The sequence below is a fragment of the Rubrivirga sp. SAORIC476 genome (genome assembly GCF_002283555.1).
GTDB lineage: Bacteria > Bacteroidota > Rhodothermia > Rhodothermales > Rubricoccaceae > Rubrivirga.
In genome coordinates this window covers 76618-103613 of the sequence record NZ_MVOI01000007.1, presented here as the reverse complement: position 1 = coordinate 103613, position 26996 = coordinate 76618, and the positions used below count along the sequence as shown (strand labels likewise).

Sequence of the window (26996 nt, the reverse complement as noted above, 5' to 3'; positions counted from 1 at the left end):
GCGCGGTCCGAGCCTCTGGCGGCTCACCCCTCCCCTCCTACCATTCCCAGAGCGCCGACATCGGGACGGCGGCGAGGCCGTCGCCGAACGGGACCACGTCGGACCCGGTGTAGAGCACGACGCCCCGCTGGAACGCTTCCGGCCGCTCCTCGCGGAGCGACTCGAGCCCCCGGAAGTCCCGGCCCGATACCGACCCGGCCGACTTGACCTCGACGCCGACGACGCGGCCCGCCCGGTCCTCCAGGACGACGTCGACCTCCCGGCCCCTCTGAGTCCGGTAGTGGTGGAGCGAGACGTGGCGGCTGTTCCACCCGGCCTGCTTGGCGAGCTCGCCGACGACGAACGTCTCCAGCAGGAACCCCGGGAGGTCCACGGCCCCGTCGCCGGGCGCCTCGAACCCCGTCAGGTGCGCCGCAAGCCCGGAGTCGACGACGAGCAGCTTGGGCGACTTGACGAGCCGTTTCGATAGGTTCGTGGACCACGCCGGGAGCTCGCGGACGAGGAACGTGGCCTGCAAGAGCGTGAGGTAGCGCTTGAGCGTCGTGGCCGGGAGGCCCGACGAGCGCGAGAGCTCGGCGGCGTTCAAGAGCGTGGCCGTCCGGGCGGCCACGAGGGCGAGCAGGCGCGGCATCTCGGAGAGCCCCTCGATCCGAGCCAGGTCCCGGACGTCGCGCTGGAGGATCGTCGTGACGTACGACTCGAACCACCGCTCCCGCCGCTCGGGGGCGTCGCGCTCGGTCGCCTCGGGGTAGCCGCCCCGCACGAGACGGGTCCACACCGAGTCGCCGACGCCCGTGGGCGCGGGCGGGAGCGCGTCCGAGAACACGGCGTCGACGAACCGCTCGTCCCGTCCCTCCATCTCGCCTTGCGAGAGTGGCCAGAGCGTGACGATCTCCATCCGGCCCGCGAGCGACTCGGACGCGACCGGGAGGAGCATCACGTCCGCTGACCCCGTGAGAAGGAACCGTCCCGGGCGTCGGTCGCGGTCGACCTCGGCCTTGACGGCGCGGAACAGGTCCGGCGCTCGCTGGACCTCGTCGAGGATGACGGGGCCACTGAGCCCCCGGACGTAGCCGTCGGGGTCCTCGGTCGCCGCGGCTAGAACGGTTGCGTCGTCGAGGGTGACGTAGGTGGCCGGGCCACCTGGGAAGGCGTCCTGTGCGAGGGCGCGCGCGAGCGTGCTCTTGCCCGTCTGGCGGGCGCCGTTGAGGAGGACGACGGGCGTGTCGGCGAGGGCGGCCCGGACCTGGGGGGTGACGTTGCGCTGGATCATGGTGGAATATCCACCAGTGGATGGTTGATTTTCCACCGCCCAGCGGTGGATTGCTCAGCACTCGCCCTCGTCCGCCGCCCGCGGTAGCCTACGGCAAGCTCTGAGGGGGCACGTCGGAACCCTCGCCCCGGAGCGAGGATGCGAGCGCGTCGGCCTCGACCTCGAGTCCGCAGAGCCGGAGCCACGTGGCCGGCCACCGCTCGCCCTCGGCCTCCGCCAGCCGCGCGGCCTCCCGGACGGTCTCGTCGGCCGAGCGGCCGGGGAGCGTGCCGAGAAAGGCCATCTCCAGCGGCCCCAGCGCCAGGTCGAACGTCCGCGCCCCCGACGGCGAGCGGACGTAGTAGTCCCGCTTCTTCCGCGCCCTCGCGAGCCGGGCGACCTCGGCCTCGTTCAGCCCCAGCCAGCGGTAGAGCGCGGCCGTGTCGGGCTCGGCGGCGTCGGGGTTCGGGAGGAAGATCCGCGTCGGGCAGCTCTCGACGAGGAGCTGCGCGCCCTTGACGCCGGGGTCGCGGAACTGGGCGGGGCTGTGGGCCACGACGACGACGGCCGCGTTCCGCTTGCGGAGGGTCAGGAGCCACTGGCGGAGTCGGTCGGCGAAGCGGCCGTGCATGAGGGCCGCCCAGGCCTCCTCGATCACGATGAGCGTCGGCGAACCGTTCAGGCCCTCCTCGACGCGGCGGAACAGGTACGTCAGCGCAGGCACCAGCACGCGGTCGGACATCCCGACGAGGTGCGAGAGTTCGACGACCTGGTGCCGGACCTCTCCCCCACCCTGCCCGCCGGGTCCGCTGGCGGACCCGAACGAGTCGCAGTCGGCGTCGAAGAGCTGGCCGTACGGCCCCTCCAGCGTGTAGGGCCGCACGAGCGCCCTCAGCCGCTCGGACCCCAGCCCGACCAGGAGCGCCGTCAGCGTCCGGTCCTCAGGCGGGCTCTCCGCCAGCAGGCAGACGGCGTGCGCCAAGCGGCCCCGCTCGTCGGGCGACAACCGCTCGCCCTGGAGCTCGACGAGCGACTCGACCCAGTCGACCGCCCACGTCCGCACCTCGGGCCGGTCCACGTCGCGGAGCGGCTGCATCTCGACGGGCCCCCCCGCCGCCAGCGGTCCGGCGAGGTCATAGTGCGCCGCGCCCATCGCGCGGCCCGAGACGTAGTGGCTGTAGCCGACGTCGAACGTGACCGTCCGCGCCCCGTCGTAGCGACGCCACTGCGCGAGCAGGAGCCCGACGAGCACCGACTTGCCCGCGCCCGTCGCGCCGACGACGAGCGTGTGGCCGACGTCGCCCTCGTGGAGGCAGAGCCGGAACGGCGTCGAGCCGTCGGTCTTGGCCCACAGGAGAGGGGGCGAGTGCGGCGGGAAGAGCCCGCTCGGGACCTCGCGGTGTCCGCCCCAGGGCGCCGTGAGCGGGAGCACGTCGACGAGGTTGTCCGTCGACAGAACGGGGCGGCGGAGGTTGGCGTGGCCGTGGCCTGGGAGGCTCCCGAGGAAGGCGTCGACGGCGTTCACGTCCTCGACGCGGCCCGTGAACCCGAGGTCGCGGACGGCCTTGAGGAGCGAAGCGGCGCGCTCGTTCGCCGAGCGGGCGTCGTCCGCCATCACGACGGCGCAGGCCGTGAGGTGCCCGAAGCGGAGCTCGCCGCCCGTGTTCGAGGCCCGCGCGGCCCCGGCGTCGAGCACCATCTGGCTCGCGTTGGCGTCCTGGAAGGCGAGGTCCATCTCGGTCTCCTGGCGCTTCTCCTTCGAGGCCATGTCGCGGACCCAGTCGCCCGCGCCGCGCCGTTTCTGGAACCACCCGAGCTGGGCCTTCCCGATCACCTTCGTCGCCGTCGCGGGCGAGAACGGGAGGAACCGGACCGACCAGCGGTACGGGAACGGCAGCCGCGTGAGCGGGTCGGCGAGGCCGGGGCGCGTCGCGTTCGGGTAGCCCTGGACGGCCACGACGCGGACGTGCTTCGCGCCCACGCGCGGCTCGAACCCGCCGACGAACGGCTGGTCGGCGAGCGCGTAGTCGAGGTAGGCCCCGTGGCCCGGCACGCCGACGGCGTGGGGAAGCCCCGTCAGGCTCTCGTGGAGGTGGCGGAGCAGGTCCGCGCTCCCGAGCCGCTCGACCTTCATGGCCGACGAGAGCCGGTCGCGGAGCCCGCGCGCCTCCCGCTCGAACTGGCCGAGGAGCAGGTCCCAGTCGATGCCGGCGCCCTCGCCACGGCCCGCGACGACGGCCTTCTGGAGCCGCCCCACCAGGCCGGGCGGCGGCGTGTAGGTGAGCGAGAGGACGGCCTCGGTCTCGTAGTGCTCGGCGGTCGCCGTGTACCGCGCGCGGCGCGTCTCGTCGAGGAGCGCGCTCACGGGGTCGGGGAAGTGGCAGCGCTCGGGCGGCGCGTAGCCGACGGCCTCGCGGCGGACGGCGTCGGCGTGGACCATCCACCCGTCGCCGTAGGCCGCGAGCGCAGCGCCGACGTGGCCCGCGAGTGCTGCGACCTCCCCCGCGGTCGAGGAGGCGAGGTCGCGGCCGCGGACGCGGTAGGCGGCCAGGAACGAGCCGTCCTTCATCAGCACGACCCCCTCCCCCACCAGGAACCCCCAGCCGAGGAGGTCGGAGAGCGCGCGGGGTCGGGCGCGGTACTCGCGGAGCCGACCGAGACCGGCGGCCCCGAGCGTCCCGGCGGCGAGGCCAGCGGCGGCGGCGATCAGGCTCATGTTCTAGGGTCTAGACACTAGGGGGTAGACACCATTACGGCGTCTGGACGGACGGGTTTGGCTTGCGGCCCGCCGCGCCGACCATTGGGAGCGGGTCGTAGGCGTCGGCCTGCGCGAGCGTGCGGACGACGAGGTGCGGGAGGAGGTCGTCGTCGGCAGAGAGCCGGACCATGAGCGGGTGGACCACGCCGACGGTCACGAGCACGACCAAGGCCGTGGACCACGAGAGCCCCATGAGGTAGCCGAGGCACACGACGAGCGTGACCTCGAGGACGAGGAAGCTCCGGTCCACGCCGGCGTAGCGCGGCGTCCGGACGAGCGACTGGTGGACGGGCCGCTCGGGGAGCGTCCCCGGCGGCCCCTCCCCTCCCCTGCTGCGGCCAGCGCTCAAAACGTCGAGCCCGAAATGCCGAGCGTGGCCGCGAACGAGGCGGCCCCGATGGCGACGCCGAGGCCGAGCACGGCCTGGCCGATCCGCTTGACGCCCTCCTCGTTCTTGGTGAACGCCCAGACGATGCCGCCGGCGGCGAGCGCGATCACGGCCACGAGCCGGATCGTGTTGCCGGTGAGGGCGTCGGCGATGGTCTGGAGCGGTCCGTCCCACGGCATGGCCGCGCCGCCCGAGGCCGCGGCGGGGTCGGCGAGGACGGCGGCGAGGGCGAGGAGCGCGAGCGCGCGGCCGACGAGGACGCGGCGGTGGGCAGTGGACTGAAGGCGGTGCATGGCGGAGCGGTGGCCTGGAGTGAGTGACGCGGCGGCTCGCCAGAGGCTCTGGGGGGCCGCCTACTGCGCGAGAGCGCGCTGGGCGGTGTCCGAGGCTCACGAGACCGGAAGCGAGCGTGAGAGGGACGCTCAGGGCGCCGGAGGCCGTGCGCCTCAGACGGGCGCCAGCTCGTACGTCCCGGCGTGCTGGCCCTCGACGCGGACGAGCTCGGTCACGCGGCGGCCCTGGTTGCCGCCCTGGATCACGAGGACGACCCCGACGGCCTCGGCGACCAGCTCGTGCTGGGGCGGCACGTTCGCCCGCTGCGCGAGCCGCCCCAGCCGGTGGAGCGCGCCGAGCGCCGTCGTGGCGTGGAGCGTCGCGCACCCGCCGGGGTGCCCCGTCGCCCAGGCGTCGAGCAGGTGGAGCGCGGCCTCGTCGCGGACCTCGCCGACGACGATCCGGTCGGGCGTGCAGCGGAGCGTGTGCCGCACGAGGTCGGCGAGCGAGACACCGGCACCTCTGCCGGTGCCGTCGGACGTCCGGAGCTGGAGGTGGTCGTCGGCCGCGCACTGGAGCTCGCCCGTGTCCTCAAGGACGACGATCCTCTCCTCGGGGAACTGGTCGGTCATCTCCTTCAGGAGCGCGTTGCAGAGCGTCGTCTTGCCCGACCCGGTCCCACCGCAGACGAGGACGTTCTCGTGGTCCCGGACGGCGTCGCCGAGCGCGGCCCGCTGCCGCGCCGTCATCACGCCGGTCTCGACGTAGCTGTCGAGGTCGAACACGCGCGAGGCCCGCTTCCGGATCACGAAGCACGACGCCTCCGCGAGCGGCGAGAGGAACCCCTGGAGCCGGGCGCCCCCGAACGTCTCGACGGGGAGCTCGGCCTGGACGGACGGCGTGCCCCCATGGAGCGCGTCGCCGTGGAAGGCGGCGACGGCGTGGAGGAACTGCTCGACGCGGGCCGCGCGGAGCCGGACGCCCGCGAGCACCTTGCCGCGCGAGTGGGTGTCGAGCCGGAGGCGCCCGTCGCCGTTGACGTACACCTCGGTCACGTCGTCGTCGGCGAACGCCTCGACGACGCGGGGGCCGAGGTACCGCTCCATGAGCTCGCGGTAGCGGACCTCGCGGCCACCGTCCGCCCCGCTCCCTGGGGCGGTCGTCGGGGCTGCCGGGGCGGGCGTCGGGGTCACGGGTCGGCTCGGAAGGTGGGGACCCGCACTCCGCCGCGAGCACCGGGCTGTCACCTCGTTCGGAGAGCGGCACGGGCGGGTCCGACGAGGAAAGCGCGCTCACGGGACGCCACGGCTCATGGTCGGAGCTAGGGTCTAGAGTCTATGGGCTAGAGCGGCCCGCTCGGCGTCGTACACCGCTAATCCTCCGTCCACAGCGGGCGCACGCGCTCCAGGACGACACGGACGGGGCCGACGTACCGGGAGTCGATCGACGTCGCGACGCGGCCGGAGTGGAGCCAGTACTCCCCCCGGCCGAGGACGTGGACCCCGAGCGCGGGACGGACGGGCCGGCCCGCGCGGTCCCGGAAGAGCGGCGCGCTGGACGGGAGGGGCCTCCCCCCGACCCAGACGCCCGAGCTGTCGACGCGGATGGTGTCGCCCGGGACTCCCGCGACGGGCTTCGCCAGGGGCCGCACGCCCTCCGGGCGGCCCTCGCCGCCGGGGCACCGTCCGTTCGTCCAGTACCGCCCGAGGCGGCGGATGGCGGCCGTGTCGGGGCACGCCGAGACGAGCTCCCCCCTCTCCACCCCGCCGGCGTCCAACGGTCCCGCGAGGTAGAGGCCGCGCGGCAGGCTCGGCGTCGTGTTGACGCGGACCCCGAGACCGGCGGCCACCGCCACCGCACCGAACGCGACGGCTGACGCCGCGACGAGTCGGATGCCCAACCGCCCGGGGGACCGCCTCTCTGTGGAACGGACGGGCCCCTGGGGAGCGTCTTGCTGTCCTGGCATCTAGGTTCTAGACATCCGATTGCGACTGGGTAGCGCGCTTAGACACGCCGGGAGCTCATTCGGGGCGAACCACGAACTAGAGTCTAGAACCTAGCCTCTCGACAGTAGGGGCTAGTCGGTAGTATCTAGGCGCTAGACTCTCCCCCCTTCCCCGCCGTGCGCGTCATCGCCTTCAGCAACCTCAAGGGCGGCTCGTCCAAGACGACCTCCTCGCTCGCCGTCGGCGCCGAGCTGGCCCGCCGGGGCCGCCGCGTCCTCCTCGTCGACCTCGACCCCCAGGCCACGCTCACGAAGTCGGCCGGGCTCGACCCGTCCCACGCGGCGGCCCGGTACCTCAAGGGCGAGGTCGAGGCCGAGGCCGCCGTGCTCCGGCCCGAGGGGCTCTGGGACGACGCGCTCGCCGAGAACGGGGGCGCCCTCCACCTCGTCCCGGCCAGCCGCCAGCTCGTCCAGTTCGAGGGCCAGGCCGTCGCGCGGCTCGCCAACCGGCTCGTGGCGCTGCTCGACGCCGTCGAGGCCGACTACGACTTCGTCGTCATCGACTCGCCCCCGCAGGCGTCGGCGCTCGTGACGGCCACGCTCGCATCGGCCGACGAGGTCTACGTCCCCGTGGCCTCCGGACGCGGCGCGCTCGACGGGCTCGTCGACGTCGTCGAGCTCTCGAAGCGGTTCGGGACGACGCCGGTCTCGGGCGCCTTCGCGACCCGCGTCAACGTGTCGAGCCACCACGACCTCGACCTCGCCGAGTACGTGGCCCAGCAAGCGACGGGGCCGGACGGGGAGGGGGGGCTCAAGACCTATATCCGCGAGACCGTCCGCGTGCGGGAGTCCGAGATGGCCCGCGTCCCGCTCCCGTTCTACGACCGCTCGTCCACGGCCGCGCAGGACTACGCCGCGCTGGCGGACGAGATCGAGGCCCGCCCGTCGCCCCGGATCGTCTGATCCGAGCCTAGCCCCTAGCATCTAGATCCTAGTACCCATGGCGAAGTCCCGCAAACCCCGCCTCAACATCGGCCCGGCCACGACCGAGGGGACCGCCTTCGATGGCGCCTTCGGCGCGGCCACCCCGCCCGTAGAGGCGCCGTCCGCCGAGACGGAGAGCCCGGAGCCCAAGGCCAAGCGGAAACGCACCGCGAAGGCCCCGGGCGTCGGCCCGGCCAAGCCGGTCCAGCGCCCCGAGGCGCCCGCCCCCGGCGACGACGCCTACGAGCGGACGGTCCAGGGCAACTGGAACGTCCCGGCGTGGATGCGCGCGAAGGTCCGCGCGGCGGCCGAGGAGGGCGGCGCGAGCCAGAACGACTTCGTCCAGGAGGCGCTCCAGCGCCACATCGAGGAGGCCGAGCGGAGCAGGGGAGGGGGGTTCGCCCTCGAGGCCCGCCACTTCGGGAACCGCCGCGGTCGCTAGCTCCGGCCCACCGCGCGGGCGACCACGGCCGCAGCGAGCGCCGACGCGGCCACGAGCGCGAACAGGGTCGGACGGGCGAGGGCCTCCGCCCGGCGCGGCGTCTCGACGCGGAGTGCGGCGCGGACCTCGGCCAGGAGGTCCACGGCCGTCGCCGGTCGCCGCCCGACGTCGGGGCTCGCAGCCCGCCGGGCGAGCGCTTCGAGCCGCGAACGGAGTCCGTCCCGCGACGCGAGAGCACCGGCGAGAAGGTCGCGGAGCACGACGCCGAGCGCGTACACGTCGGACGTGGGCGTAGGAGCGCCCCCGGCCACGAGCTCCGGGGCGGTGTAGGCGTAGGTGAACGGCCGGTGGGGCAGGGGAGGGGCCGGCGCGTCTCGGCCACCCCGCCATCGCGCCGCCACCCCGAAGTCGAGCAGCTTCGCGACGGGGCGTCCGTCGTCGTCGTCGGCCACGAGCACGTTGTCGGGCTTCACGTCGCCGTGGACGACCCCCCGCCCGTGGACGTGTCGGACGGCGTCGCAGAGCTGGAGGAACAGCTCGGCCCGATCGCGGAGCCCGAGGCGACGGCGGTCGGCGTAGGCCGTGACCGGCTCGCCCTCGACGTGCTCCATCGCGAAGAACGGCCGCCCGTCGTCGGTGCGGCCGGCGTCGTAGAGCCGGGCCACGCCCGGGTGGGCGAAGCGCGCGAGGTGCCTCCGCTCCTCACAGAACCGCGCGAAGTCGGGGTCGGGGGCGTCGTCGCTCGCGACGGGGCCGGCGAGCACCTTGAGCGCGGCGCGGAGCCCCACGTCGGGGCGCTCGGCGAGGTAGACGACGCCCATCCCCCCGCGCCCGATCTCATGGACCACCCGGTACTCCCCGATGGTATCCCCTGGTGCGAGGGCGGGGTCGGCGACGTGCGCCGCGAACGTCTCGGCGGCGGGGCGCGTGAGGAAGCCGGCCTCTGGCGCGGCCCCGACGGCGAGGGCCAGCGTCTCGGCCCGTTCGGCGTACTCCGACGCGTGCTCGCGGACGAGAGCGACGACGTGGGCGCGACCCGATGGCCCGGCGTCGAGCAGGAGGTCGAGGAGGACCCCGTCGGCGCGGACCGCCGCGAACGCCGGGTCCCCCCTCTGGGCTTCCCGCAGTCGCGCGCGCAGAGCGGCGCCTGGGGGGTGCGTCGCGCCGTTCGTCGGGTGCCCGCCGGTGGCCTCCCCACCGTCCGGGCTGGAGGCGGGGAGCGGGCTCATGGCGCTTGGGAGCGGACGCTCTCTGGCTGCACCGGCTCGGACGGCTCCCCCTCCGCGACGTAGGCGTAGAGCAGCGCGCGGGCCTTCTCCCAGTCGCGCTTGACGGTCGCCGGGCTCGTGCCCGTGACCGCCGCGATCTCGGTGATCTCGAGCCCGGCGAAGAACTTGAGCTCGACGACGCGGTGGAGCCGCTCCCCGGCGCGCTGGAGCCGGTCCATCGCCCGGTCGAGGTCGACGGCGAGGTGCGCCCACCCCTCGACGCCGGTCGGGTCCGCACCGGCGCGGACGTCGTGGTCGTGGAGCTGGAGAGCCCGGACCCCGCCCCCGCGCTTGTCGGCGCCCCGCTTCCGGGCCGCGCTCACCAGCACGTTCCGCATGGCCCGGGCGTAGAGCCCGAGGGGGACGCCCGCGCCCCGGGCGATGTCGCTGGCCTCGCGGGCCGACCCGCGCTGGAGCGCGAGGTACGCCTCGTGGACGAGGCCCGTCGTGGCGAGCGTCATCCCCGGGCTCTCGCGCGAGCGGAGCCTCCGGGCGATCATGCGGAGGTCGGCGTAGACGGCGCGCTGGGCGTCGGCCTCGGTGCGGAGCGTCCGGGAACGGACGGGGAGGGGGGACGTGGCGATCATCGAGGGGTGGTGGGGGACGGTGGACGGAAACCGCCAGCGCGGCCGGTCAGGGCAGCTAGCGGAACGAGTGGACGGAGAACGCGGCGATGGCGACGCCCTGGACGCGGACCGCGCGGGCGGGCACGCGCTGCTCGGCGAACTCGGGGTTGGCGGCCACGAGCCGGACGTACGACCCGTCGCAGACGACGTGCTTGAGCGTGTTCCCCTCGCCCTCGACGTAGACCGAGCACACGTCGGTCTCGGTCGGCGTGACGTCGGGCCGCATCACGAGCGTCATGCCGGGGACGATGCCGGCCCCCTGCATCGAGTACCCCTCGACGTCGAGGAGGTAGTCGCCCGGCCGCATCTGGGGGACAAGGTCGGGGAGCGTGGCGACGAACTCGTCGGCCTGCTGGGACACGTCGGTGATGGGGCCGGCGGGGATCGTGCCGAGGCGGGGCCAGGGGCGCGCGCGGCCGTGCCGCTCGCCCTCCTCGGTCAGCTCGATCTCGAGCGGGACGCCCCGGCCGCCCGACGTGAGCCGGACGAGCCCGGCGGCCTCGAGCTTGCGGAGGTGGGCGTAGACGGCCGAGACGCCCTTGAGCCCCATCCGCCGCGCGAGCTCGCGTCCGTTCGGCGCCCCGCCACCGCGGCGGACGGCGTCTCGGATGAGGCCGAGGAGCTGGGCTTGGCGGGGGTAGAGCACGGGCGGTCGCGTGTGACGGGGCTGTCGTCAGTTTACACCTCTGGGTGATAACTCGGGTCCCACAGGATACAAATTCGGCGATTCGGGTCGGTCCGTGGTACGTCGGCGGCGCTGTAAGTCCAGGACAAACAGATGGGGAGAGGGCAGGTGCAAGACGGGGGCGGTTCCGGCTCCCTGCTCCGCCAGGGGTGCCGACCGCGCGACCCCCGGTGACGCACAGTCGGCACCCCAACCGGACTCCCAAGCCCATGACCACCCGACCCTCCACCCACACAACGGGCACGACCCGCGCGGCCGTCCGCCTGGCCCGCGAGGTCCAGGACCGCGTCCAGGACTCGGAGCCGTTGGCCTCTGGCGACCTGTTCGCGCTGGCCTCCGACGCCTACGGCGGCGCGCTCGCCGAGGGCGCCTTCACGCCCCGCGACGCCTACGACGCCGCCGAGCTCGGCCTCCACCTCCACCTGCTCCGTACCGTCGGGCGGCTCCCGCCAGAGGCCTCTGGCGCCTGCGACGCGCTCGCCGAGGTCGAGCGGCTCTCAACGCTCCTGCCCAGCCAGACGCGCCGCACGGCGGAGCAGAACGACTACCAGCAGTTCTCGACGCCCGCCGCCTACGCGGGGCTCTGCGCCTGGGTGAGCGGGGTGGGGGTGCGCGCGGATTCGCGCGCAGGGCACCATGTGCTGGAGCCCTCGGCCGGGACCGGCGCGCTCTGCACGTTCGCCCTGGCCTCTGGCGCGGCCCTCCACGCCAACGAGCTCTCGGACCGCCGGGCGGACCTGCTGGCGGCGTTGCTCCGCGAGTCCGGGCAGGACCCGGCCCGGGCCCTCACGCGCGAGAACGCCGACCACCTCGACGCCATCCTTCCCCCGGACGTCCGAGCCGACGTCGTGCTCATGAACCCGCCCTTCTCCCAGACGGCCGGGCGGCTCGGCCGACGCCGCGTCCCGACGGTCGGGACCGACCACGTGCTCCAGGCCCTCCGTCGGCTCGACGCGGGCGGGCGCCTCGTCGCCGTCCTCAGCGCTGCCGTTCAACGCGGAAAGGCGACCCACCGGGCGTTCTTCCGGGCCGTCGACGCCGACCCGTTCCGGCTCCGGGCCGACGTCGAGGTCGCCGGGGCCGTCTACCGCCCGTGCGGGACCTCTGTACGCACGCGGCTGCTCGTCGTGGACCGGGTGTCGGAAACATCGTCCGGCGGCGGCAGGGCGCGCGTGGAGGCCACCGCCGAGAGCGTCGCAGACGCCATCGGCGTCCTCGCGCCCGTCCGAGTATCGGTGGGGTGAGAGGTCAGCGCCGGACGGGGACGGGCGGCCACCTCCCCTTGGTTATCTGTGATCTCCGAGGCACGGCAGCTCCGCCCAGAACGTCGCCCCACGACCCGGACCGGGGCTGGCGCACCCGACGGAGCCGCCGTACCCCTCGACGATGGCCTTGACGATGGCGAGCCCGAGCCCGCTCCCCGGCTCGGCCTGGACCTCGGGCGTGTCGGCCCGGAAGAACCGGTCGAACAGCCGCTCGCACGTGGCCTCGTCGAACCCAGGCCCAGTGTCCCGCACCTCCAACCGCGCCGTCCCGCTACACGTCCCACCGTCCGCGCCGTGCCCGAGCGTGACCGCAACGTGCCCGCCCTCCGGCGTGTACTTCACGGCGTTGCCCATGAGGTTGTCCACGACCTCCGCCAAGGGCGCCGCCTCGGCCGCCAGCCGGACGCCCGCCTCCACGTCCGCCGCGAGGGTGATCCCCCGCGAGGTGGCCTCCGCCCGTACCCGCTCTACCCGCTGCGTCACCAGCTCGCCGAAGTCGAGCCGCGCGTCGGAGGGCCGCGCGAGCGACTCCGCCCGCGCGAGCTGCAAGAGGCCCTGGACCGTCCCCGTCATCTCGGCCACGTCCTCCACCACGCGCCCCAGTGTCTCGCGGTACGCCTCCGGCTCGCGCTCGCGCCGGAGCGCGACCTCGGCCTCGCTCCGGAGCGTCGCGAGCGGCGTGAGCAGCTCGTGCGCCGCGTTCGACGTGAACCGCCGCTCGCGCTCGACCGAGGCCTCCAGCCGCCCCAGCAGCCCGTTGAACGTCTCCGCCAGGTCCGTCAGCTCGTCTCGCGTCTCGAAGTCCGACGGTAGCCGTCCGCCCAGCCGCCCCCCGTCGGCCGCCATCCGCCCCGCAGCCTCCGTCAGCACGGCGACCGGCCGGAGCGACCGGCGCGCGAGCCACCACCCGGCCCCTAGCGCGAACAGCACGCTCAATGCCACGCCCAGGACGAGCATCCGGCCCAACTCGTCGAGTTCGGCGTGGCGGCTCCACTCGAACCCCGTCACCTCGACGTAGCCCGCCAGACCCCCGTCGGAAACGACGGGCTGGACGAGCGACCGCGCGGGCTCGCCGTCCCACTCCCGGCTGAGGCGGAGCGCCCCGCGCCCCTCGGGCAGCGTCACGCCGAGCGGGGGGTGGCCCGCGACGTTCGGCGACTGGTACAGCACGTCGCCCCCGGGCGAGAGGAGGCGGACGTACGTCCCGTCCGGCCCGTCCAGCCGGACCGCCGCCGGCGTCCGCTCCAGCGCGCCCGCGTCGGCCCCGTCCGGTCCCACACGTACGAGCGGCGCGACGACGCCCATCTCATGATCGAGGTGGCGGTCGAAGCTCCGGTGCGCTGCGGCGTGGAAGCCGACGTAGCAGAACACGGCGAACGCGCTCAAGAGCAGGAGCAACGTCAGCGCGTACCACAGCGCGAGCCGGGCCGAGATCGGGAGCGTGGAGAGTCGGGCCATGGTCCAAGAACGCGACGCCGCGCCTACTCCGCGTCAGGCGCGAGCCGGTAGCCCACGCCGCGGATCGTCTCGATGGTCGGGGCGCCCTCGGCGCCCGAGGCTTTCTCGGCATCTGCGAGCCGCTGGCGGAGCCCGCTGACCGTCACGTCGAGCGCGTTGTCGGTCACGAACAGCGCGTCGCCCCAGACGCGCTCGGCGAGGACGGTCCGCGAGAGAACCGCGTCGGCGCTCCGCATGAACACCTCCAGCATCGCGTACTCCTTCGGGCGGAGGTTCAGGACCGCCTCGCCCTTCGGGCCGACCATCGTCACCTTCCGGCGCTCGCCGTCCAGCGTCAGCGGACCCACGGTCACCGTCCGCTCCTGGTCCGAGAGCGGCGGCCGGCGGAGCAGCGCTCGCAGGCGCGCCACCAGCTCCTCGAAGGCGAACGGCTTCGGGAGGTAGTCGTCGGCTCCGGCGTCGAGCCCGGCCACGCGGTGCTCGACGTCCGAGAGCGCCGTCAGCATCAGGACCGGCTGGTCCTTGCCCGCGGCTCGGATGCGCTCGACAAGCGTCTTCCCGTCGCCCCGCGGTAGCCGCCAGTCCACCACGAAGGCGTCGTAGGCGTTCTCCAGCGCCCGCTCCTCGCCCGCCTCGGCGTCGCTCGCCACGTCCACGCGGTAGCCCTCCTCCTCCAGCCCACGGCGGATGGAGCCCGCCAGGCGGGCCTCGTCTTCGATGAGCAGGATCCACATGGGCGCGCCGGGGAAGGGGAGGTCAGGGGACATGGGATACCGACGGATAACAGCGGAGACCGGCACCTTAACGCCTTTTCAGGTCCCGCAAAGCCCCATCTCAGCCGCCCCGCCGTTTCCTCATCCCGCAGACTCTGATCCCATGACCCTCCTCGTCGCCCTCTGGTTCGCCGCGCTCCTCACGGCCACCGTCGCCGTCGGGCGCGCCCTCGCGCCACCCTCGGTCCGGCACCTCGGCCTCCATCGCTGACCCCATGCTCCCCGACTGGGCGCCCAACGTCCACCCCCTCGTCGTCCACTTCCCCATCGCGCTCCTCTTCGTCGGAGCGCTCGTCGACGCCGTCGCGCTCGTCGTCCGCGACCGACACCCCTGGGTCCGCACCTCCGCCGTCGGGCTCTACGCCCTCGGCGCGCTGGGCACGGTCGCCGCCTTCTTCACCGGGCGCGACGCCTCCGACGAGGTCGACCTCCCCGTCCGGGCGCTCACGACGCTGAACGCCCACGCCGACTGGGCGCTCTACCTCGTGTGGTTCGCCAGCCTCTACGCCGCCCTGCGCGTGGCCGTGCTGTACTGGAAGCGCGAGGTCAGCCTCGCCGTCCACCTCCCGCTCGCGCTCCTCGGGCTGGCGGGCCTCCTGCTCGTCCAGCAGACCGCCGAGCGCGGGGGGCGGCTCGTCTACGAGTACGGCGTCGCCGTCGCCGCGGCCTCTGGCGACCACGACGGCATGGACACGAGGGATCCGTCCAGCGCACCGCCCGACACCTCGGTCGCAGCCCGCCTCGACGTGCTCGCGGGCGCCCCCGCCGAGGGCTCCGTCTTTACCGTCACGCCCGGCCAGCCGACGCTCGCCGTCCTGCCGGACACCCTCGGCGACCTCGAAGCTCGGGCCACGCTCGACCTCTCCGGCTTCACCGGCACCGCCTCTCTCGTCCACCACCTCCAGGACGGCCAGACCTACGACTTCCTCGCCCTCGACCGCACGGCCTCTGGCGCCGTGACCCTCCGCCAGGGCCGCGTCGAGAGCGGCGACGAGACCACGATGGACAGCGGGACCGCGCCGCTCGACGGCCCCGCCGAGATCCGAGCCTACGCCGTTGGCACCCACTTCCGGGGCTACCTCGGCGGCGAGCAGCTCACGCACCCCCACGCCGACGCCGCCCCGCCCGGCCGGGTCGGGCTCCGCCTCGACGGCCAGGGCGCCGTCCGCGTCCTCGCGCTCTCGGCCACGCCCGTCGAGTAGCTACGTTTCGCCTTGCCCCTGTACCCCGGGGCGTTCCTGCCCCCCTGCCTCCACCCCCATGCGCCCCCGCCTCCTCACAGCTGCCCTCGCCCTCCCGCTCGCCCTCGCCGCCTGCGCCTCGGAGGACCCCGACCCCATCGTCCTCGACGCGGCCCCCGAGCCCTCGGCCATCGACGGCCTCGGCGACGCCGACCCGCTCTCGGACCCGGCCGGCGAGGCCGCGCCCTCCGTAGCCGTAGACGAGGCCGTCGCAGGCGAGCCGGTCCGGCCGGCTCCGGCGGCGCCCCCCGCCCCGGCGCCCCCCGCCTCCGACGCCCACCCCGACGGGGAGCACTCCATGGACGACGGGACGATGATGGGTGGCGACATGCCCATGGACCACGACATGGACGGGATGCCGATGGACCACGGCGACGGCGGCCACCCGGCCGACCACGACGGCTAGCCGACCCTTCGCGGACTCTTAGCGGCCCACCTTAACGCCTTTTAAGGCCCCGGCCCGCACCCCCGCGACTCCGGCCCGTAACAGACCCACCCTCCGACTCCGCCCCCGATGGACCGCCGACTCTTTATCCGAAACGCCTCCGCCGTCGGCGCGCTCGCGGGCCTGAGCGCCCTCACGCCCGCCTGGGCGCGCTCGGCGCTCGCGCACGGCCCGCTCCGCCAGCCCGGCCTCCAGCCGACCGTCCGGCGCCCCGGCCTGGTCGAGTACGACCTCACCATCGACCGGACGCCGCTCGCCTTCGGCGGCCGGACGGGCACGGCCGTCACGATGAACGGGTCGGTCCCCGGCCCGCTCCTCCGGTTCACCGAGGGCGACGAGGCCGTCGTCCGCGTCCACAACCGGCTCGACGAGATGACGTCGGTCCACTGGCACGGGCTCATCCTCCCCAACGACCAGGACGGCGTCCCCCACGTCAACTTCCCCGGCATCGCGGCGCGCTCGACGTTCGAGTACCGCTACCCGATCCGCCAGTTCGGGACGTACTGGTGCCACAGCCACTCGGCGTTCCAGGAGCAGCAGGGCCACTACGCCGCGCTCGTCATCGACCCGGCCGGGCCGGAGCCGCACGCCTACGACCGCGAGTACGTCGTCGTCCTCTCGGACTGGACGTTTGAGGACCCCCACGACGTCCTCGCCAACCTCAAGAAGCGGGCGAACTACTACAACTACCAGCGCCAGACGCTGGCGGGGCTCGTCGCGGGCGAGGGGATGGGCGCCGGCGCCCGGCTCGACTGGGACCGGATGCGGATGGACCCGACCGACATCGCCGACATCACCGGGGCCACCTACACGTTCCTCATGAACGGACAGGCCCCAGACCCCGGCTGGTCCGGCCTGTTCCGGCCGGGCGAGCGCGTCCGGCTCCGGTTCGTCAACGCGAGCGCGGGCACGTTCTACGACGTGCGGATTCCGGGCTTGCCGATGACCGTCGTCCAGGTGAGCGGCCAGCACGTCCAGCCGGTCACGGTCGAGGAGATCCGGATGGGGATCGCCGAGACCTACGACGTCGTCGTGGAGCCGGGCGACCGGGCCTACACCGTCTTCGCCGAGTCGATGGACCGCTCGGGCTACGCCCGCGGCACACTGGCGCCTCGGCCCGGCATGAGCGCACCCGTGCCGGAGATGCGGGACCGCCCCTCGCTCACGATGATGGACATGGGGATGGCCCACGGCGGGCCGGGCATGGACCACGCTGGGATGGACATGGGCAGCGGCGGCCACGCTGGGATGGACATGGACGGGCCGGCGGCCGGCGCGGCGGCCGGCGCTCCAATGGAGGGCGTGGACCACGGGGCGATGGGCCACGGCGAGGCGCCCGCACCCGACCACCCCGCCGCTGCGGCTCCGATCATGGCCCACGGCGACCACGCCGCGCGCGCCGATGAGGTCGCCATGCCGGGCATGGACCACGCCGGCCTCCGCCCGCCGGGCGCCCTCCCCGACGTCACGCCCCACGGCGCCGACGACCACGGGATCGCGAACGCGATGGCCCCGGACCAGACCATGAGCCGGCTCCACGAGCCCGGCGTCGGGCTGGGGGGCGACGGCCGCCGTGTCCTCGTCTACACCGACCTCAAGGCGCTCCACCCCGAGCCCCGGCGTGCGCCCGACCGCGAGGTCGAGGTCCACCTCACGGGCAACATGGAGCGCTACATGTGGGGGATCGACGGGAAGACCTACGCCGAGGAGCCGCTCATCCCGATGGTCTACGGCGAGCGCCTGCGCCTCACCATGGTCAACGACACCATGATGAACCACCCGATGCACTTGCACGGGATGTGGATGGAGCTCGAGAACGGCCACGGCGAGTACATCCCGCGCGTCCACACCGTCGTCGTGAAACCTGCCGAGCGGCTCTCGCTCCTGATCGACGTCGACGCGCTCGGGCCGTGGGCCTTCCACTGCCACATCCTCTACCACATGGACCTCGGCATGTTCAGGGTGGCGATGGTCCAGCGGCCCGACGACTGGGACCCGGAGGTGCTCGCCTCGCTCTACCCGGACGGCCCCCCGCGCCGCGACCTCGCCCGGGGCTAGCGCCTGCGCTGCCCGCCTGCCCTTCCCGCTCGACCGATCCCATGCCTCGCTTCCTTCTCATCCTCCTCGCCGCGCTGGCGCTGCCCGCCAGCGCCCAGGACGCGCCGCCGTTCCCGGAGTACCCCGACTTCCGTCCCGGCGCCGTCGCCGCGGCCGACCAGAACCTGTACTCCCTGGCGCTCTTGGACCTGTTCGAGGCCGCGCCGGCCGCCAGCGGCGTCCCGGCCCGGGTCGAGGGCCTCTACCGCATCGGCAACGACTACACCCGCCTCTACATCAAGGGCGAGGGCGAGGGGTCGATCGCCGACGCCGCCGGTGAGGTTGAGGGGCAGGCCCTCTACAGCCGCCTCATCACGTCCTACTTCGAGGCGCAGGCGGGCGTCCGGCTCGACACCGAGTTCGGCGACGGCGAGCTCCGCGCCCGCCCCCACCTCGTCGTGGGGCTCGAAGGCTTGGCGCCCTACTTCTTCGAGGTCGAGCCCGCCCTGTTCCTCTCCGACGCCGGCGACCTCTCAGCCCGGTTCGTCGGGTCCTACGACCTCCTCCTCACACAGCGGCTGGTGGCCCAGCCCCGGCTCGAGGTCAACGCCGCGCTCCAGGAGGTCGCCGACTGGGGCGTCGGCTCCGGGCTCAACGACACCGAGCTCGGCCTCCGGCTCCGCTACGAGGTCCGTCGCGAGATCGCCCCCTACGTCGGCGTGAACTGGACCCAGCGGTACGGCGCCGCCGCCGACTTCGCCCGCGACGAGGGCGGCTCGGCCTCCGAGGCCAACGTCGTCTTCGGCATCCGCCTCTGGCGCTAGCCCGCTTCCGAACCCCTAGCCACCCCCAACCCCAATCATGTACGACGTCCCGCACTACATGAGCGGCATGCACTGGATCTGGTGGCTCGTCTGGGCCGCCGTCATCGCGGCTGCCGCCTGGTGGGCCTTCTCCAGGCGCACCGCCGCCCCCCCCGAGGCGGCGCCTCTCGACCGTCTCCAACGCCGGTACGCCGACGGGGAGATCACGACCGAGGAGTACGAGGAGCGGAAGGCCAACCTGCTCCGGGACCTCTAACCCGAGACCCGTGGAGACCACCCGCCTTCCCGCTGCCCGCCCCCCCGGTTCCGCCCTCGAGCAGACCGAGCACACCCGCCGGGCCTACGACCGCCACGCGCGGGCGTACGACGCGATGGAGTGGCCCGTCGAGGCCCTCGCCTACCGCCGCTGGAGGCGGGCGCTCTGGCGAGACGTCGACGGGCTAGACGTGGTCGAGATCGGCGTCGGGACGGGGAAAAACATCCCCCACTACCCCGACGGCGTTCGCGTCACCGGCGTGGACCTCTCGGAAGGGATGCTCTCCCGGGCTCGGCGCGTGCTCCGGCGCCACCCCGATACAGAGGCCACGCTCCACCTCATGGACGCCCAGCACCTCTCGCTCCCCGACGACGCGTTCGACGAGGCCGTCGCCACGTTCGTCTTCTGCTCCGTCCCGGACCCCGTCGCGGGGCTCCGTGAGGGGCTCCGCGTCACCAAGCCCGGCGGTCGCCTCCGCCTCCTCGAACACCAGCGCGCCAGCCTGGAGCCGCTCGGGCGCGTGATGGACGGGCTCGACGGCCCGGTCCACCGCTTCACCGGCGTCCACGTCGCCCGGCGCACCGTCGAGAACGTCCAGGCTGCGGGCTGGCACCTCGACCGCGCCGAGCCGATCGCCCCCTTCGGAGTGTTCCGCCGCATCGACGCCCACAAACCGCTCTGATCGCCCCTCCCATGTCTTCCAGCACCTACCACTACGCCCGTACCGTCGACCTCCCAATGAGCGAGGCGGAACCGCGCGTCCGCGAGACGCTCCGCGAGCAGGGCTTCGGCGTCCTCACCGAGATCGACATCCAGGCCACGCTCAAGGCGAAGCTCGACGTCGATGTCCGCCCCTACAAGATCCTCGGAGCGTGCAACCCCTCGGCTGCGCACCGCGCGCTCCAGGCCGAACCGCTCATCGGGACGATGCTCCCCTGCAACGTCGTCCTCCGAGACGCGGGCGACGGCCAGACCGAGGTCGCCGCCGTGGACCCCGTCGCCTCGATGACCGCCGTCGACAACCTCGCGCTCGGCGAGATCGCCGCCGAGATCCGGGACCGCCTCCGCCTCGCCATCGACCACGTGTAGCCCACTCCCCGCCCCCGCCCCTGGGAGATCCCCATGGACCGCCGACACTTCCTCTACCACACCGCCCTCGCCGGGGCCGCCACCCTCGTGGGCTGCCGCCCGGAGGCCCCTCGCTACGCAGAGGCGGGGCGGCCCATCGCCGTGCCCGGCGCGCCCTCGTACCAGGCCGCGCGGGACGCCGCCACCGGCCCCGCCCGGCAGGTCCGCCTCGTCGCCGAGGCCGTCGAGGTCGAGGTCGGGCCCGGGGAGGTCTGGCGCACCTGGGGCTACAACGGCGGGTACACCGGCCCCGAGATCCGACTCGCCGAGGGCGAGCGCCTCGAGGCGACGGTCGTGAACCGTCTCCCCGAGCCCACCACCATCCATTGGCACGGCATCCCGGTCCCCAACCCCATGGACGGCGTGCCGGGCCTGACCCAGGAGCCCGTCCCCCCCGGTGGCTCCTTCGTCTACGACTTCGCCGCCGAACCCGCCGGGAGCTACCTCTACCACAGCCACGTCGGCCTCCAACTTGACCGCGGACTCGTCGCACCGCTCGTCATCGAAGAGCGCGAGCCCCACGTCGCCTACGACCGCGACGTCACGATCGTCCTCGACGACTACCTCCCGGGCGCGCCCGAGCCCCTCACGGCGGCTGGCCGGGGCGGCATGGTGGGGGGGCGGATGGGGCGGGGGAGAGGCGGCATGATGGGCGGCCAGGTGCCCCCCTACCGCGGCCTCCTCCTCAACGGCAAGCTCCCCACCGACCCCGTCGCCATCGAGGTCCGGCGGGGCGAGCGGCTCCGGATGCGCGTCATGAACCCCTCTGGGGCCACCACCTTCCGGTTCGCCGTCGGCGGCCACCGCCTCACCGTCACCCACGCCGACGGCGAGCCCGTCCGACCCGTCACCGTCGACGCGCTGCTCGTGAGCATGGGCGAGCGCTACGACGTCGTCCTGGAGGCCGACAACCCCGGCGCCTGGCCCATCGCGGCCGCCACCGTCGAGGGCACCAGCGCCCCGGCCCAGGCCGTCCTGCGCTACCGCGATGCCGCGGCCGTTCGCCCCCGCGAGGGAGCCCTTCCGGATGGGCTCACCGGGGGGCGGCTCCTCCGCCTCGACGACCTCCGGAGCGTCGAGGAGCCGGCGCCCGCGACGCGGCCCGACCGCACGTTCGACCTGACGCTCTCGGGCGGGATGATGTCGTCGGCCTGGACCATTGACGGGCAGGCCTACCCCGACGCCGCTCCGCTGGCGGTCCGCGAGGGCGAGCGCGTCCGGCTGAGCATGACCAACCACAGCGCCATGCTCCACCCGATGCACCTCCACGGCCACTTTTTCCGCACCGGCGACCTCGCCACTGGTGGCGTCCGCAAGGACACCGTCCTCGTCCCAGCACACATGGGCCGAGTCGCCGTCGAGTTCGTCGCCGACAACCCCGGGCGGTGGTTCTTCCACTGCCACAACGCCTACCACCTGGAGGCCGGCATGGCCCGGGAGGTCCGCTACGTCTGACTCTCCACCCCCGAAACGACGCTTTTCCCACACCACCCCAGAACCATGAAACGCCACGCCCTCTACTTCGCCCTCGCGCTCGTCCTCGGCGCTGTCATCCCGACCGCCCAGGCCCAGGAGCACCAGCACGCCGACACCACCCGGGCCGCACCCATGGACCACGGCCACATGGACGGCATGGACGGCATGGACCACGGGGCCATGGACATGGACGCCATGATGCCGCGGATGATGGCCATGCACGAGCGGATGATGGCCGACCCCGAGATGCACCAGCGCATGATGGCGATGCCCGAGATGCGGGCCATGATGCAGGAGATGATGGGCGGGGAGATGGACATGGCCGCCATGCGCGAGCGGATGGTGGCGATGTCTCCCGACGAGCGCCGGGCCCACATGCGTCAGATGCACGCACAGATGATGGAACGGATGGAGGCCATGGACCCCGAGCAGCGACGCGCGATGCACGAGCGGATGCGGGCCATGCACGAGCGGATGATGGCCGACCCCGAGATGCGTGAGCGGATGGAGGGGATGCACGGAGATGGCCCTATGGACCACGGTCAGATGGACCACGGCGACGGCGTCGCCATGCAGCGGCGCAACGCGGGCGCCCACAACGGCGACGAGCGCCCGGCCACGCCCGCCGTCGGCCAGGCCGAGTTCGACGCCTCCGCCACCGCTGACCGCTTCCACGCCGCCCTCGCGGCGGGCGACCGCCCGGCGGTCGAGGTCCTGCTCCTCCCCGACGCCGTGGTCCTCGAAGGGGGCCGCCATGAGTCCCGCACCGAGTACCTCTCCCACCACTTCGCCCGCGACGCCGCCTTCCTCGCCGACGCTGCCGTCGAGCCGCTCTTCCGCCGCACGACCGTCGCCGGCGACGCCGCCTGGGTCGCGTCCACCCAGCGCATCGGCGACGCCGAGATGGCCGAGCTCCTCGTCATGAAGCGGACGCCCGAGGGCTGGCGCGTCGCCGCCGTCCACTGGTCGTCGGGGCGCTAGCGGCACCCCTTTCCAGGCCGCCTATACGATCGCCCCGCTCCCCACCACTCCGTGACCGTTGCCATCTTCGGGGCCGGCGTCGCCGGCCTCAGCGCCGCCCACGAGCTCGTCCGCCGGGGGCACCACGTCGAGGTCTACGAGCGGAACGACTCCGCCGGCGGCTTCTTCCGGAGCGCCCGCCGCGAGGCTGACGACCTCCCCACGGAGTACTCGTGGCACGGGTTTGGGCCGTGGTACCACAACACGTTCGACCTCCTCCGCCAGATCCCCTTCGACGACGAGCACTCGCTCTACGACCGCGTCCTCTCCCGGCCCGTCGAGTACGCCGTCGTCCCGAACCCGGCCGACGACGACCTCGACCCGGACGACCTCTTCGACAAGCCGAAGGCGTTCCGGATGACGGCTGCCGACAAGGCGTGGCTGGCGTGGGGGCTCCTCAAGGCGTGGTCCACGAACCGGCGCTCGAAGGAGCGGTACGCCCGGACCAACGCCGCGGCGTACTGGAAGCCCCGGATGAGCGCCGTCGGGCACGCGACGTGGCGGGCCCTCTTCGGCCCGTGGATCGGGGCGGACTGGCCGGTCGCCTCGATCCACCACGTCGGGCTGTTCTTCGGGCGGAACGTCCGGTCCGGCCCGCGCCACACGCACCCGGCCGACGCCGAGGGCTCGGCCTGGGCGCACGAGTCGCTCGGCGGCTGGTCGCTCCTCCGCGGCCCCAGCAACGAGTGGTGGTTCGACAAGTGGGTCGCCGACCTCGAGCGGCGCGGCGTCACGTTCCACTGGGAGGCCCCGCTCGAGACGCTCCGGTTCGACGGCGAGCGCGTGACGGGCGCGGCCCTCGCGACGGGCGCGGCCGTCGAGGCCGACCTCTACGTCCTGGCCGTCACGCCCTTCGCCGCCGCCGACGTCCTCGCCCGGACGCCGGAGCTGGAGGCGGACCCGCAACTCCAGAAATTCCGGCCCCTCATCCAGGACGGCCCGCACACCCAGGTCTCGTTCCGGATCGCCTTCGACGAGCCGATGGCGTGGCCCCGCGACCGGACGGCCGTGGCCCTCACCGACTCCGAGTTCGACCTCACGCTGTTCGCCCAGGAGCAGGCGTGGCCGCCCCGCGTCGACCTCGGCGACGGCGTCGCCTCGCTCTGGACGTGCACGGCGTGCGTGGCGTCCGTCCCCGGGCGCGTCCACGGCAAGCCGCTCCGGACGTGCACGAAGGAGGAGTTCCTCGACGAGGTGCTCGCGCAGATCCGCGCGTCCGACGCGCTCGACCGCATGATCCGCCAAGCGAACGGCGGGCGCGGGCTCGACACGTTCCCCATCGCCAGGGTCGAGGTCTGGCCCGAGTGGACGTTCTCGCCGGACGGGATCGAGCCCGACCAGCCCAAGTGGGTCACGACGACGAACACGCGGCCCCACCGGCCCACCCAGGCGACGTCGGTCCCGAACCTCGTGCTCGCCGGCGCCCACACCGAGACCGAGGCCGACATCTGGAGCATCGAGGGGGCCGTCGAGAGCGGGCGCCGCGCGGCCCGCGTGTTCGAGCCGGACGTCGTCGTTCTAAAGCAGCACAAGCCCCTACCGCTTCGGCTCACGGCCAGGCTCGACGATGGCCTGTATGCGCTAGGCCTGCCGCACGTCCTGAGCGTACTCGGCGCAGGTGCGGCTGCCGGGCTCGTGCTCGGCCTGAGCCGTGCGGGGGAGGGCCGTCGGATCAGATAACCTTAGGTCCATTTCAGGTTAGAGAGCGACCCTCGCAGCCCGTGCGGCGTTCCGCTCACGAACGACGCGCCCCCATGGACGGACCACGACTCCGCCTCCTGCCCCGGACTCGAGCGAGCCGAGCTCTCCACGGCGGCCCTACGATGAGGCCGTGGGGGGGCCTCATCGGCCGGGCTTTCTCCATCGGAGCCCTCGCCTCCGCGCTGACGTGGGCTCGAGGCTCGGTCGGGCGTAGCGGCGACCCGGTGTCACCATGAGGTCGAACGATCTCCTAGCGCGCACCGTCCGGTACCGCATCTTCGTCGGCCTGGTCGTCGGAAGCTTCGCCGTCCTCGGGCTCCGCCTCGCGGACCTCCAGATCCTCCACCGCGACCTCTACGCCGAGGTGGCCCGCGACAACGCCATCCGAGCCGTCCGGTCACCGGCCCCCCGGGGCCGCATCTACGACCGCGACGGCCGCCTCCTCGTCAACAACGAGACCGCCTCCGCCGTCACCGTGACGCCCTACCGCCTCGGCGACGACGTCGGCCGACTGGCGGACCTGCTTGGCCTCCCGGACTCGACCGTCGAGGCTCGGGTCGACGAGGCCCGGCGGTGGAGCCTCTACCGACCGACCGTCGTGGCCGCCCACCTCCGCCCGGCCATCGCCGCCCGCGTTTTCGAAGAGGCGTACCGGCTCCCTGGAGTCGAGGTCGTCGACGCCTACCACCGGACGTATCCGCCCGGCCCCCGCGCCGCCCACGCGCTCGGGACCCTCGCCGAGGTCGGCCCCGACGAGGTCGCCCGGCGCGAGGTCGAGGGCCTCGCCCCCGGCGACCTCGTCGGCCAGACGGGCATGGAGCGGACCTACGACGCCTTGCTCCGGGGGCGCCCGGGGCGTCGCTTCGAGCTCGTCGACGTTCGCGGGCGCGCGGTGGGGCGCTGGAGGGGCGGGGCGGACGACGCCGCCCCGGTCTCGGGCTACGACCTCACGCTCACGCTCGACGCCGACGTCCAGGCCCTCGCCGAGTCCCTGTTCGTCGGCAAGCGGGGGGCCGCCGTCGCCCTCGATTCCGAGACGGGCGAGATCCTCGCCTACGTCTCCGGCCCGGACTACGCTCCCGCCATGCTCGTCCCGCCCGTCGCTCAGGCGACGTGGGCGCGACTCTCGGCCGATCCCGCGAGGCCCCTCTACGACCGGGCCGCCCTCAGCGCCCAGCCCCTCGGCTCAACCATCAAGCCGCTCATGGGCCTCGCGGGGCTCGAGGAGGGCGTCATCACGCCGTCCAGTACGTACCCGTGCAACGGGTCCTTCGTCTTCGGTGGCCGTCGCTTCGGGGGCCACGGGAGCTACGGGCCGCTCGGCGTCGAGGACGCCATCCGCGTCTCGTGCAACGAGTTCTTCTACGCGCTCGGCCTCGACATGGGCCTCGACACCTACGCGCGGTGGGGCCACCTCGTCGGCTTCGGAGAGCCCATGCCCACCGACCTCCCCTCGCAGAGCCCGGGCCTCTGGCCCGACTCGTCGTACTTCGACCGGACCTACGGCGCCGGGCGCTGGACACGGGGCTACCTCGTGTCCCTCGGGATCGGGCAGGGCAACGTGTCCGTGACCACGCTCCAGCTCGCCCGGTACACGGCCGCTCTCGCCAACGGCGGCCGCCTCGTCACGCCCCACCTCGCCCGCGTCCTCCGGCAGCCGGCCTCCGGCGACGAGGTCCGCCCCGGCCTCCCGACGCCCCGCAGGCTCCCCGTCAGTCCGGCGAACCTCGCGGTCGTCCAGCGCGGGATGCGCGCGGTCGTGACGTCGGGGACGGCCCGCGTGGCGGCCGTCCCGGGGGTCGCCGTCGCGGGGAAGACCGGCACGGCCCAGAACCCGCAGGGCGAGGACCACTCGCTCTTCATCGCCTACGCCCCGGCCGAGGCCCCCCGGATCGCCGTCGCCGTCTTCGTCGAGAACGGGGGGTTCGGGTCCACGGCCGCCGCCCCCATTGCGAGCCTCCTCATCGAGCAGGCGCTGACCGGCCGGACCACCCGGCCCGACCTCGTCCGCCGTCTCGTCGAGACGGTCCGGAGCGAGCCGCTGGAACCAGGCCCCTGACCCCGGTCTCGGGTTGCGTCTGGATTGGAAGACCGGGGTCGGATTGTCGAGGCGGTTGGGGCCGCAGCCCACAGCGTATCCGGAGGAGGGCGGTTGTGGGGGGCCAAACCCTGCCAGGTGGACAACCTGAGCGGATTTTAAGGGCGAGCTCAGGTTCCGTAAGGGTGCGTTGCCTGAGGTTGGAGGCACCAGGTCGTCCTCCACGCTCCTCCGCGCTGGGACGCCTTTCATGGGGGCAACCTCACGAGCGTTGCCTGCCGTCACGGAGGTTCCCCGGCAGCCCGGCCGTCCCATGCATGTCCGAATCATCCCATGCATGCATGCATGTCCGAATCATCCCATGCATGTCCGAATCACACGCCTCATCCTTCTCGGTCTCATCGTCGGAGCCGTCGTCGTCGGCGCTCGGCTCCTCCTGGGCACCAACGACGTCCCCCCGACGGACAGGACACTCCGCACCCAGCCTACCGAGACCGAGGTCCGCGCTGTCCTCGTCACGCCAGAGGCCGAGCGCCTCCCCCACAAGCCAGGCGTGCTGGCAGTGACCCTCGTCGAGGGCGTTGTCCCGCCCGCTGCCGTGGAGGCCCAAGTCCTCACCGACGAGGACTGCGCCCCCGACGCCGTCGGGGTCTCCCGCTGCCTCAACCGTCTCGACGTGGGTGGTAGCGAGGTGGCTGTTCGGCATCCCCACC

At 73.6% G+C, this 26996-nt stretch carries 26 protein-coding genes; 14 read left to right on the top strand and 12 right to left on the bottom strand.

Annotation, left to right across the window (positions count from 1 at the left end):
- Positions 1-37: 37 nt before the first annotated feature.
- The 6 genes from B1759_RS16100 to B1759_RS16075 all read right to left on the bottom strand — a co-directional run bounded on the left by B1759_RS16100 (position 38) and on the right by B1759_RS16075 (position 6571).
- Positions 38-1273 (bottom strand): ATP-binding protein, encoded by a 1236-nt coding sequence (locus B1759_RS16100; protein ID WP_095516106.1) that lies wholly within the window; start codon positions 1271-1273, stop codon positions 38-40.
- An 88-nt stretch (positions 1274-1361) separates the two neighbouring features.
- Positions 1362-3968, bottom strand: a complete 2607-nt coding sequence (locus tag B1759_RS16095) for a hypothetical protein (protein ID WP_095516105.1) — start codon at positions 3966-3968, stop codon at positions 1362-1364.
- A gap of 34 nt (positions 3969-4002) precedes the next feature.
- Positions 4003-4359, bottom strand: a complete 357-nt coding sequence (locus tag B1759_RS19835; RefSeq protein WP_095516104.1) for a VirB3 family type IV secretion system protein — start codon at positions 4357-4359, stop codon at positions 4003-4005.
- On the bottom strand, positions 4356-4691 hold the full coding sequence (locus B1759_RS16085) for a TrbC/VirB2 family protein (RefSeq protein WP_095516103.1): 336 nt from the start codon (positions 4689-4691) through the stop codon (positions 4356-4358). The genes B1759_RS19835 and B1759_RS16085 overlap by 4 nt, the downstream gene beginning before the upstream one ends.
- 153 nt (positions 4692-4844) lie before the next feature.
- Positions 4845-5864 carry a P-type conjugative transfer ATPase TrbB gene (trbB, locus tag B1759_RS16080; RefSeq protein WP_198948958.1) on the bottom strand — a complete coding sequence of 340 codons (1020 nt, stop codon included), beginning with the start codon at positions 5862-5864 and terminating at the stop codon, positions 4845-4847.
- A gap of 179 nt (positions 5865-6043) precedes the next feature.
- Entirely contained in the window at positions 6044-6571 is a 528-nt protein-coding gene (locus B1759_RS16075; RefSeq protein ID WP_158225310.1) for a S26 family signal peptidase, read from the bottom strand.
- A gap of 222 nt (positions 6572-6793) precedes the next feature.
- Here B1759_RS16075 and B1759_RS16070 point away from each other — a divergent pair, with 222 nt between their 5' ends.
- Entirely contained in the window at positions 6794-7579 is a 786-nt protein-coding gene (locus B1759_RS16070) for a ParA family protein (protein ID WP_095516101.1), read from the top strand.
- A 37-nt stretch (positions 7580-7616) separates the two neighbouring features.
- Positions 7617-8042, top strand: a complete 426-nt coding sequence (locus tag B1759_RS16065) for a hypothetical protein (RefSeq protein WP_095516100.1) — start codon at positions 7617-7619, stop codon at positions 8040-8042.
- Here the strand turns inward: B1759_RS16065 and B1759_RS16060 are convergent.
- The 3 genes from B1759_RS16060 to B1759_RS16050 are packed head-to-tail and all read right to left on the bottom strand — an operon-like array spanning position 8039 to position 10582.
- On the bottom strand, positions 8039-9271 hold the full coding sequence (locus B1759_RS16060) for a serine/threonine-protein kinase (RefSeq protein ID WP_095516099.1): 1233 nt from the start codon (positions 9269-9271) through the stop codon (positions 8039-8041). The two genes, B1759_RS16065 and B1759_RS16060, sit on opposite strands and share 4 nt — an antisense overlap.
- Positions 9268-9897, bottom strand: a complete 630-nt coding sequence (locus B1759_RS16055) for an ECF-type sigma factor (protein WP_095516098.1) — start codon at positions 9895-9897, stop codon at positions 9268-9270. The genes B1759_RS16060 and B1759_RS16055 overlap by 4 nt, the downstream gene beginning before the upstream one ends.
- Positions 9898-9952: 55 nt before the next feature.
- Positions 9953-10582, bottom strand: a complete 630-nt coding sequence (locus B1759_RS16050; RefSeq protein ID WP_095516097.1) for a LexA family transcriptional regulator — start codon at positions 10580-10582, stop codon at positions 9953-9955.
- Positions 10583-10830: 248 nt separating this feature from the next.
- On the opposite strand from B1759_RS16050, the gene B1759_RS16045 reads away from it, so the two are divergent.
- Positions 10831-11865 carry a class I SAM-dependent methyltransferase gene (locus B1759_RS16045; protein ID WP_095516096.1) on the top strand — a complete coding sequence of 345 codons (1035 nt, stop codon included), beginning with the start codon at positions 10831-10833 and terminating at the stop codon, positions 11863-11865.
- Positions 11866-11907: 42 nt separating this feature from the next.
- On the opposite strand, the gene B1759_RS16040 is transcribed toward B1759_RS16045, so the two are convergent.
- Both B1759_RS16040 and B1759_RS16035 read right to left on the bottom strand, forming a co-directional pair.
- On the bottom strand, positions 11908-13344 hold the full coding sequence (locus B1759_RS16040) for a cell wall metabolism sensor histidine kinase WalK (RefSeq protein ID WP_095516095.1): 1437 nt from the start codon (positions 13342-13344) through the stop codon (positions 11908-11910).
- A 23-nt stretch (positions 13345-13367) separates the two neighbouring features.
- Positions 13368-14111, bottom strand: a complete 744-nt coding sequence (locus B1759_RS16035) for a response regulator transcription factor (protein WP_198948956.1) — start codon at positions 14109-14111, stop codon at positions 13368-13370.
- Positions 14112-14332: 221 nt separating this feature from the next.
- Between B1759_RS16035 and B1759_RS16030 the strand changes: the two genes are divergently transcribed.
- The 11 genes from B1759_RS16030 to mrdA all read left to right on the top strand — a co-directional run bounded on the left by B1759_RS16030 (position 14333) and on the right by mrdA (position 26304).
- The gene (locus B1759_RS16030; protein ID WP_095516093.1) at positions 14333-15319 is read left to right on the top strand and encodes a DUF2231 domain-containing protein; all 987 of its coding nucleotides are present in this window, start codon (positions 14333-14335) and stop codon (positions 15317-15319) included.
- A gap of 58 nt (positions 15320-15377) precedes the next feature.
- Positions 15378-15764 carry a hypothetical protein gene (locus B1759_RS16025; RefSeq protein ID WP_095516092.1) on the top strand — a complete coding sequence of 129 codons (387 nt, stop codon included), beginning with the start codon at positions 15378-15380 and terminating at the stop codon, positions 15762-15764.
- 108 nt (positions 15765-15872) lie between these two features.
- Positions 15873-17861, top strand: a complete 1989-nt coding sequence (locus B1759_RS16020) for a copper resistance system multicopper oxidase (protein WP_095516091.1) — start codon at positions 15873-15875, stop codon at positions 17859-17861.
- A 41-nt stretch (positions 17862-17902) separates the two neighbouring features.
- The gene (locus B1759_RS16015) at positions 17903-18664 is read left to right on the top strand and encodes a copper resistance protein B (RefSeq protein ID WP_095516090.1); all 762 of its coding nucleotides are present in this window, start codon (positions 17903-17905) and stop codon (positions 18662-18664) included.
- Positions 18665-18701: 37 nt separating this feature from the next.
- Positions 18702-18920 (top strand): SHOCT domain-containing protein, encoded by a 219-nt coding sequence (locus tag B1759_RS16010; protein WP_095516089.1) that lies wholly within the window; start codon positions 18702-18704, stop codon positions 18918-18920.
- A 10-nt stretch (positions 18921-18930) separates the two neighbouring features.
- Positions 18931-19602, top strand: a complete 672-nt coding sequence (locus tag B1759_RS16005; protein WP_198948954.1) for a class I SAM-dependent methyltransferase — start codon at positions 18931-18933, stop codon at positions 19600-19602.
- Between the two features lie 11 nt (positions 19603-19613).
- Complete coding sequence (locus B1759_RS16000) at positions 19614-20009, top strand: DUF302 domain-containing protein (protein WP_095516088.1); 396 nt, start codon at positions 19614-19616, stop codon at positions 20007-20009.
- Positions 20010-20042: 33 nt separating this feature from the next.
- On the top strand, positions 20043-21503 hold the full coding sequence (locus B1759_RS15995) for a multicopper oxidase family protein (protein ID WP_095516087.1): 1461 nt from the start codon (positions 20043-20045) through the stop codon (positions 21501-21503).
- A 45-nt stretch (positions 21504-21548) separates the two neighbouring features.
- Entirely contained in the window at positions 21549-22505 is a 957-nt protein-coding gene (locus B1759_RS15990; protein WP_143537437.1) for a nuclear transport factor 2 family protein, read from the top strand.
- 51 nt (positions 22506-22556) lie between these two features.
- Entirely contained in the window at positions 22557-24224 is a 1668-nt protein-coding gene (locus B1759_RS15985; RefSeq protein WP_095516086.1) for an FAD-dependent oxidoreductase, read from the top strand.
- A gap of 253 nt (positions 24225-24477) precedes the next feature.
- Positions 24478-26304, top strand: a complete 1827-nt coding sequence (gene mrdA / locus B1759_RS15980) for a penicillin-binding protein 2 (protein WP_095516085.1) — start codon at positions 24478-24480, stop codon at positions 26302-26304.
- Between the two features lie 241 nt (positions 26305-26545).
- Here mrdA and B1759_RS19410 read toward each other — a convergent pair whose 3' ends face one another.
- A complete protein-coding gene (locus B1759_RS19410; protein ID WP_143537436.1) occupies positions 26546-26989 on the bottom strand; it encodes a hypothetical protein in 444 nt (147 codons plus the stop codon).
- Between the last annotated feature and the right edge of the window lie 7 nt (positions 26990-26996).

What these genes read in the sequence shown, in the direction of transcription:
- mrdA (WP_095516085.1), top strand. Translation starts at nt 24,478, where the DNA reads ATGAGGTCGAACGATCTCCTAGCGCGCACCGTCCGGTACCGCATCTTC.
- B1759_RS16025 (WP_095516092.1), top strand. Translation starts at nt 15,378, where the DNA reads ATGCGCCCCCGCCTCCTCACAGCTGCCCTCGCCCTCCCGCTCGCCCTC.
- B1759_RS16015 (WP_095516090.1), top strand. Translation starts at nt 17,903, where the DNA reads ATGCCTCGCTTCCTTCTCATCCTCCTCGCCGCGCTGGCGCTGCCCGCC.
- B1759_RS16010 (WP_095516089.1), top strand. Translation starts at nt 18,702, where the DNA reads ATGTACGACGTCCCGCACTACATGAGCGGCATGCACTGGATCTGGTGG.
- B1759_RS19410 (WP_143537436.1), bottom strand. Translation starts at nt 26,989, where the DNA reads ATGCCGAACAGCCACCTCGCTACCACCCACGTCGAGACGGTTGAGGCA.
- B1759_RS15995 (WP_095516087.1), top strand. Translation starts at nt 20,043, where the DNA reads ATGGACCGCCGACACTTCCTCTACCACACCGCCCTCGCCGGGGCCGCC.
- B1759_RS16085 (WP_095516103.1), bottom strand. Translation starts at nt 4,691, where the DNA reads ATGCACCGCCTTCAGTCCACTGCCCACCGCCGCGTCCTCGTCGGCCGC.
- B1759_RS16020 (WP_095516091.1), top strand. Translation starts at nt 15,873, where the DNA reads ATGGACCGCCGACTCTTTATCCGAAACGCCTCCGCCGTCGGCGCGCTC.
- B1759_RS16055 (WP_095516098.1), bottom strand. Translation starts at nt 9,897, where the DNA reads ATGATCGCCACGTCCCCCCTCCCCGTCCGTTCCCGGACGCTCCGCACC.
- B1759_RS16000 (WP_095516088.1), top strand. Translation starts at nt 19,614, where the DNA reads ATGTCTTCCAGCACCTACCACTACGCCCGTACCGTCGACCTCCCAATG.
- B1759_RS16065 (WP_095516100.1), top strand. Translation starts at nt 7,617, where the DNA reads ATGGCGAAGTCCCGCAAACCCCGCCTCAACATCGGCCCGGCCACGACC.
- B1759_RS16030 (WP_095516093.1), top strand. Translation starts at nt 14,333, where the DNA reads ATGCTCCCCGACTGGGCGCCCAACGTCCACCCCCTCGTCGTCCACTTC.
- B1759_RS16040 (WP_095516095.1), bottom strand. Translation starts at nt 13,344, where the DNA reads ATGGCCCGACTCTCCACGCTCCCGATCTCGGCCCGGCTCGCGCTGTGG.
- B1759_RS16060 (WP_095516099.1), bottom strand. Translation starts at nt 9,271, where the DNA reads ATGAGCCCGCTCCCCGCCTCCAGCCCGGACGGTGGGGAGGCCACCGGC.
- B1759_RS16095 (WP_095516105.1), bottom strand. Translation starts at nt 3,968, where the DNA reads ATGAGCCTGATCGCCGCCGCCGCTGGCCTCGCCGCCGGGACGCTCGGG.
- B1759_RS16045 (WP_095516096.1), top strand. Translation starts at nt 10,831, where the DNA reads ATGACCACCCGACCCTCCACCCACACAACGGGCACGACCCGCGCGGCC.
- B1759_RS16100 (WP_095516106.1), bottom strand. Translation starts at nt 1,273, where the DNA reads ATGATCCAGCGCAACGTCACCCCCCAGGTCCGGGCCGCCCTCGCCGAC.
- B1759_RS15990 (WP_143537437.1), top strand. Translation starts at nt 21,549, where the DNA reads ATGAAACGCCACGCCCTCTACTTCGCCCTCGCGCTCGTCCTCGGCGCT.
- B1759_RS16035 (WP_198948956.1), bottom strand. Translation starts at nt 14,111, where the DNA reads ATGTCCCCTGACCTCCCCTTCCCCGGCGCGCCCATGTGGATCCTGCTC.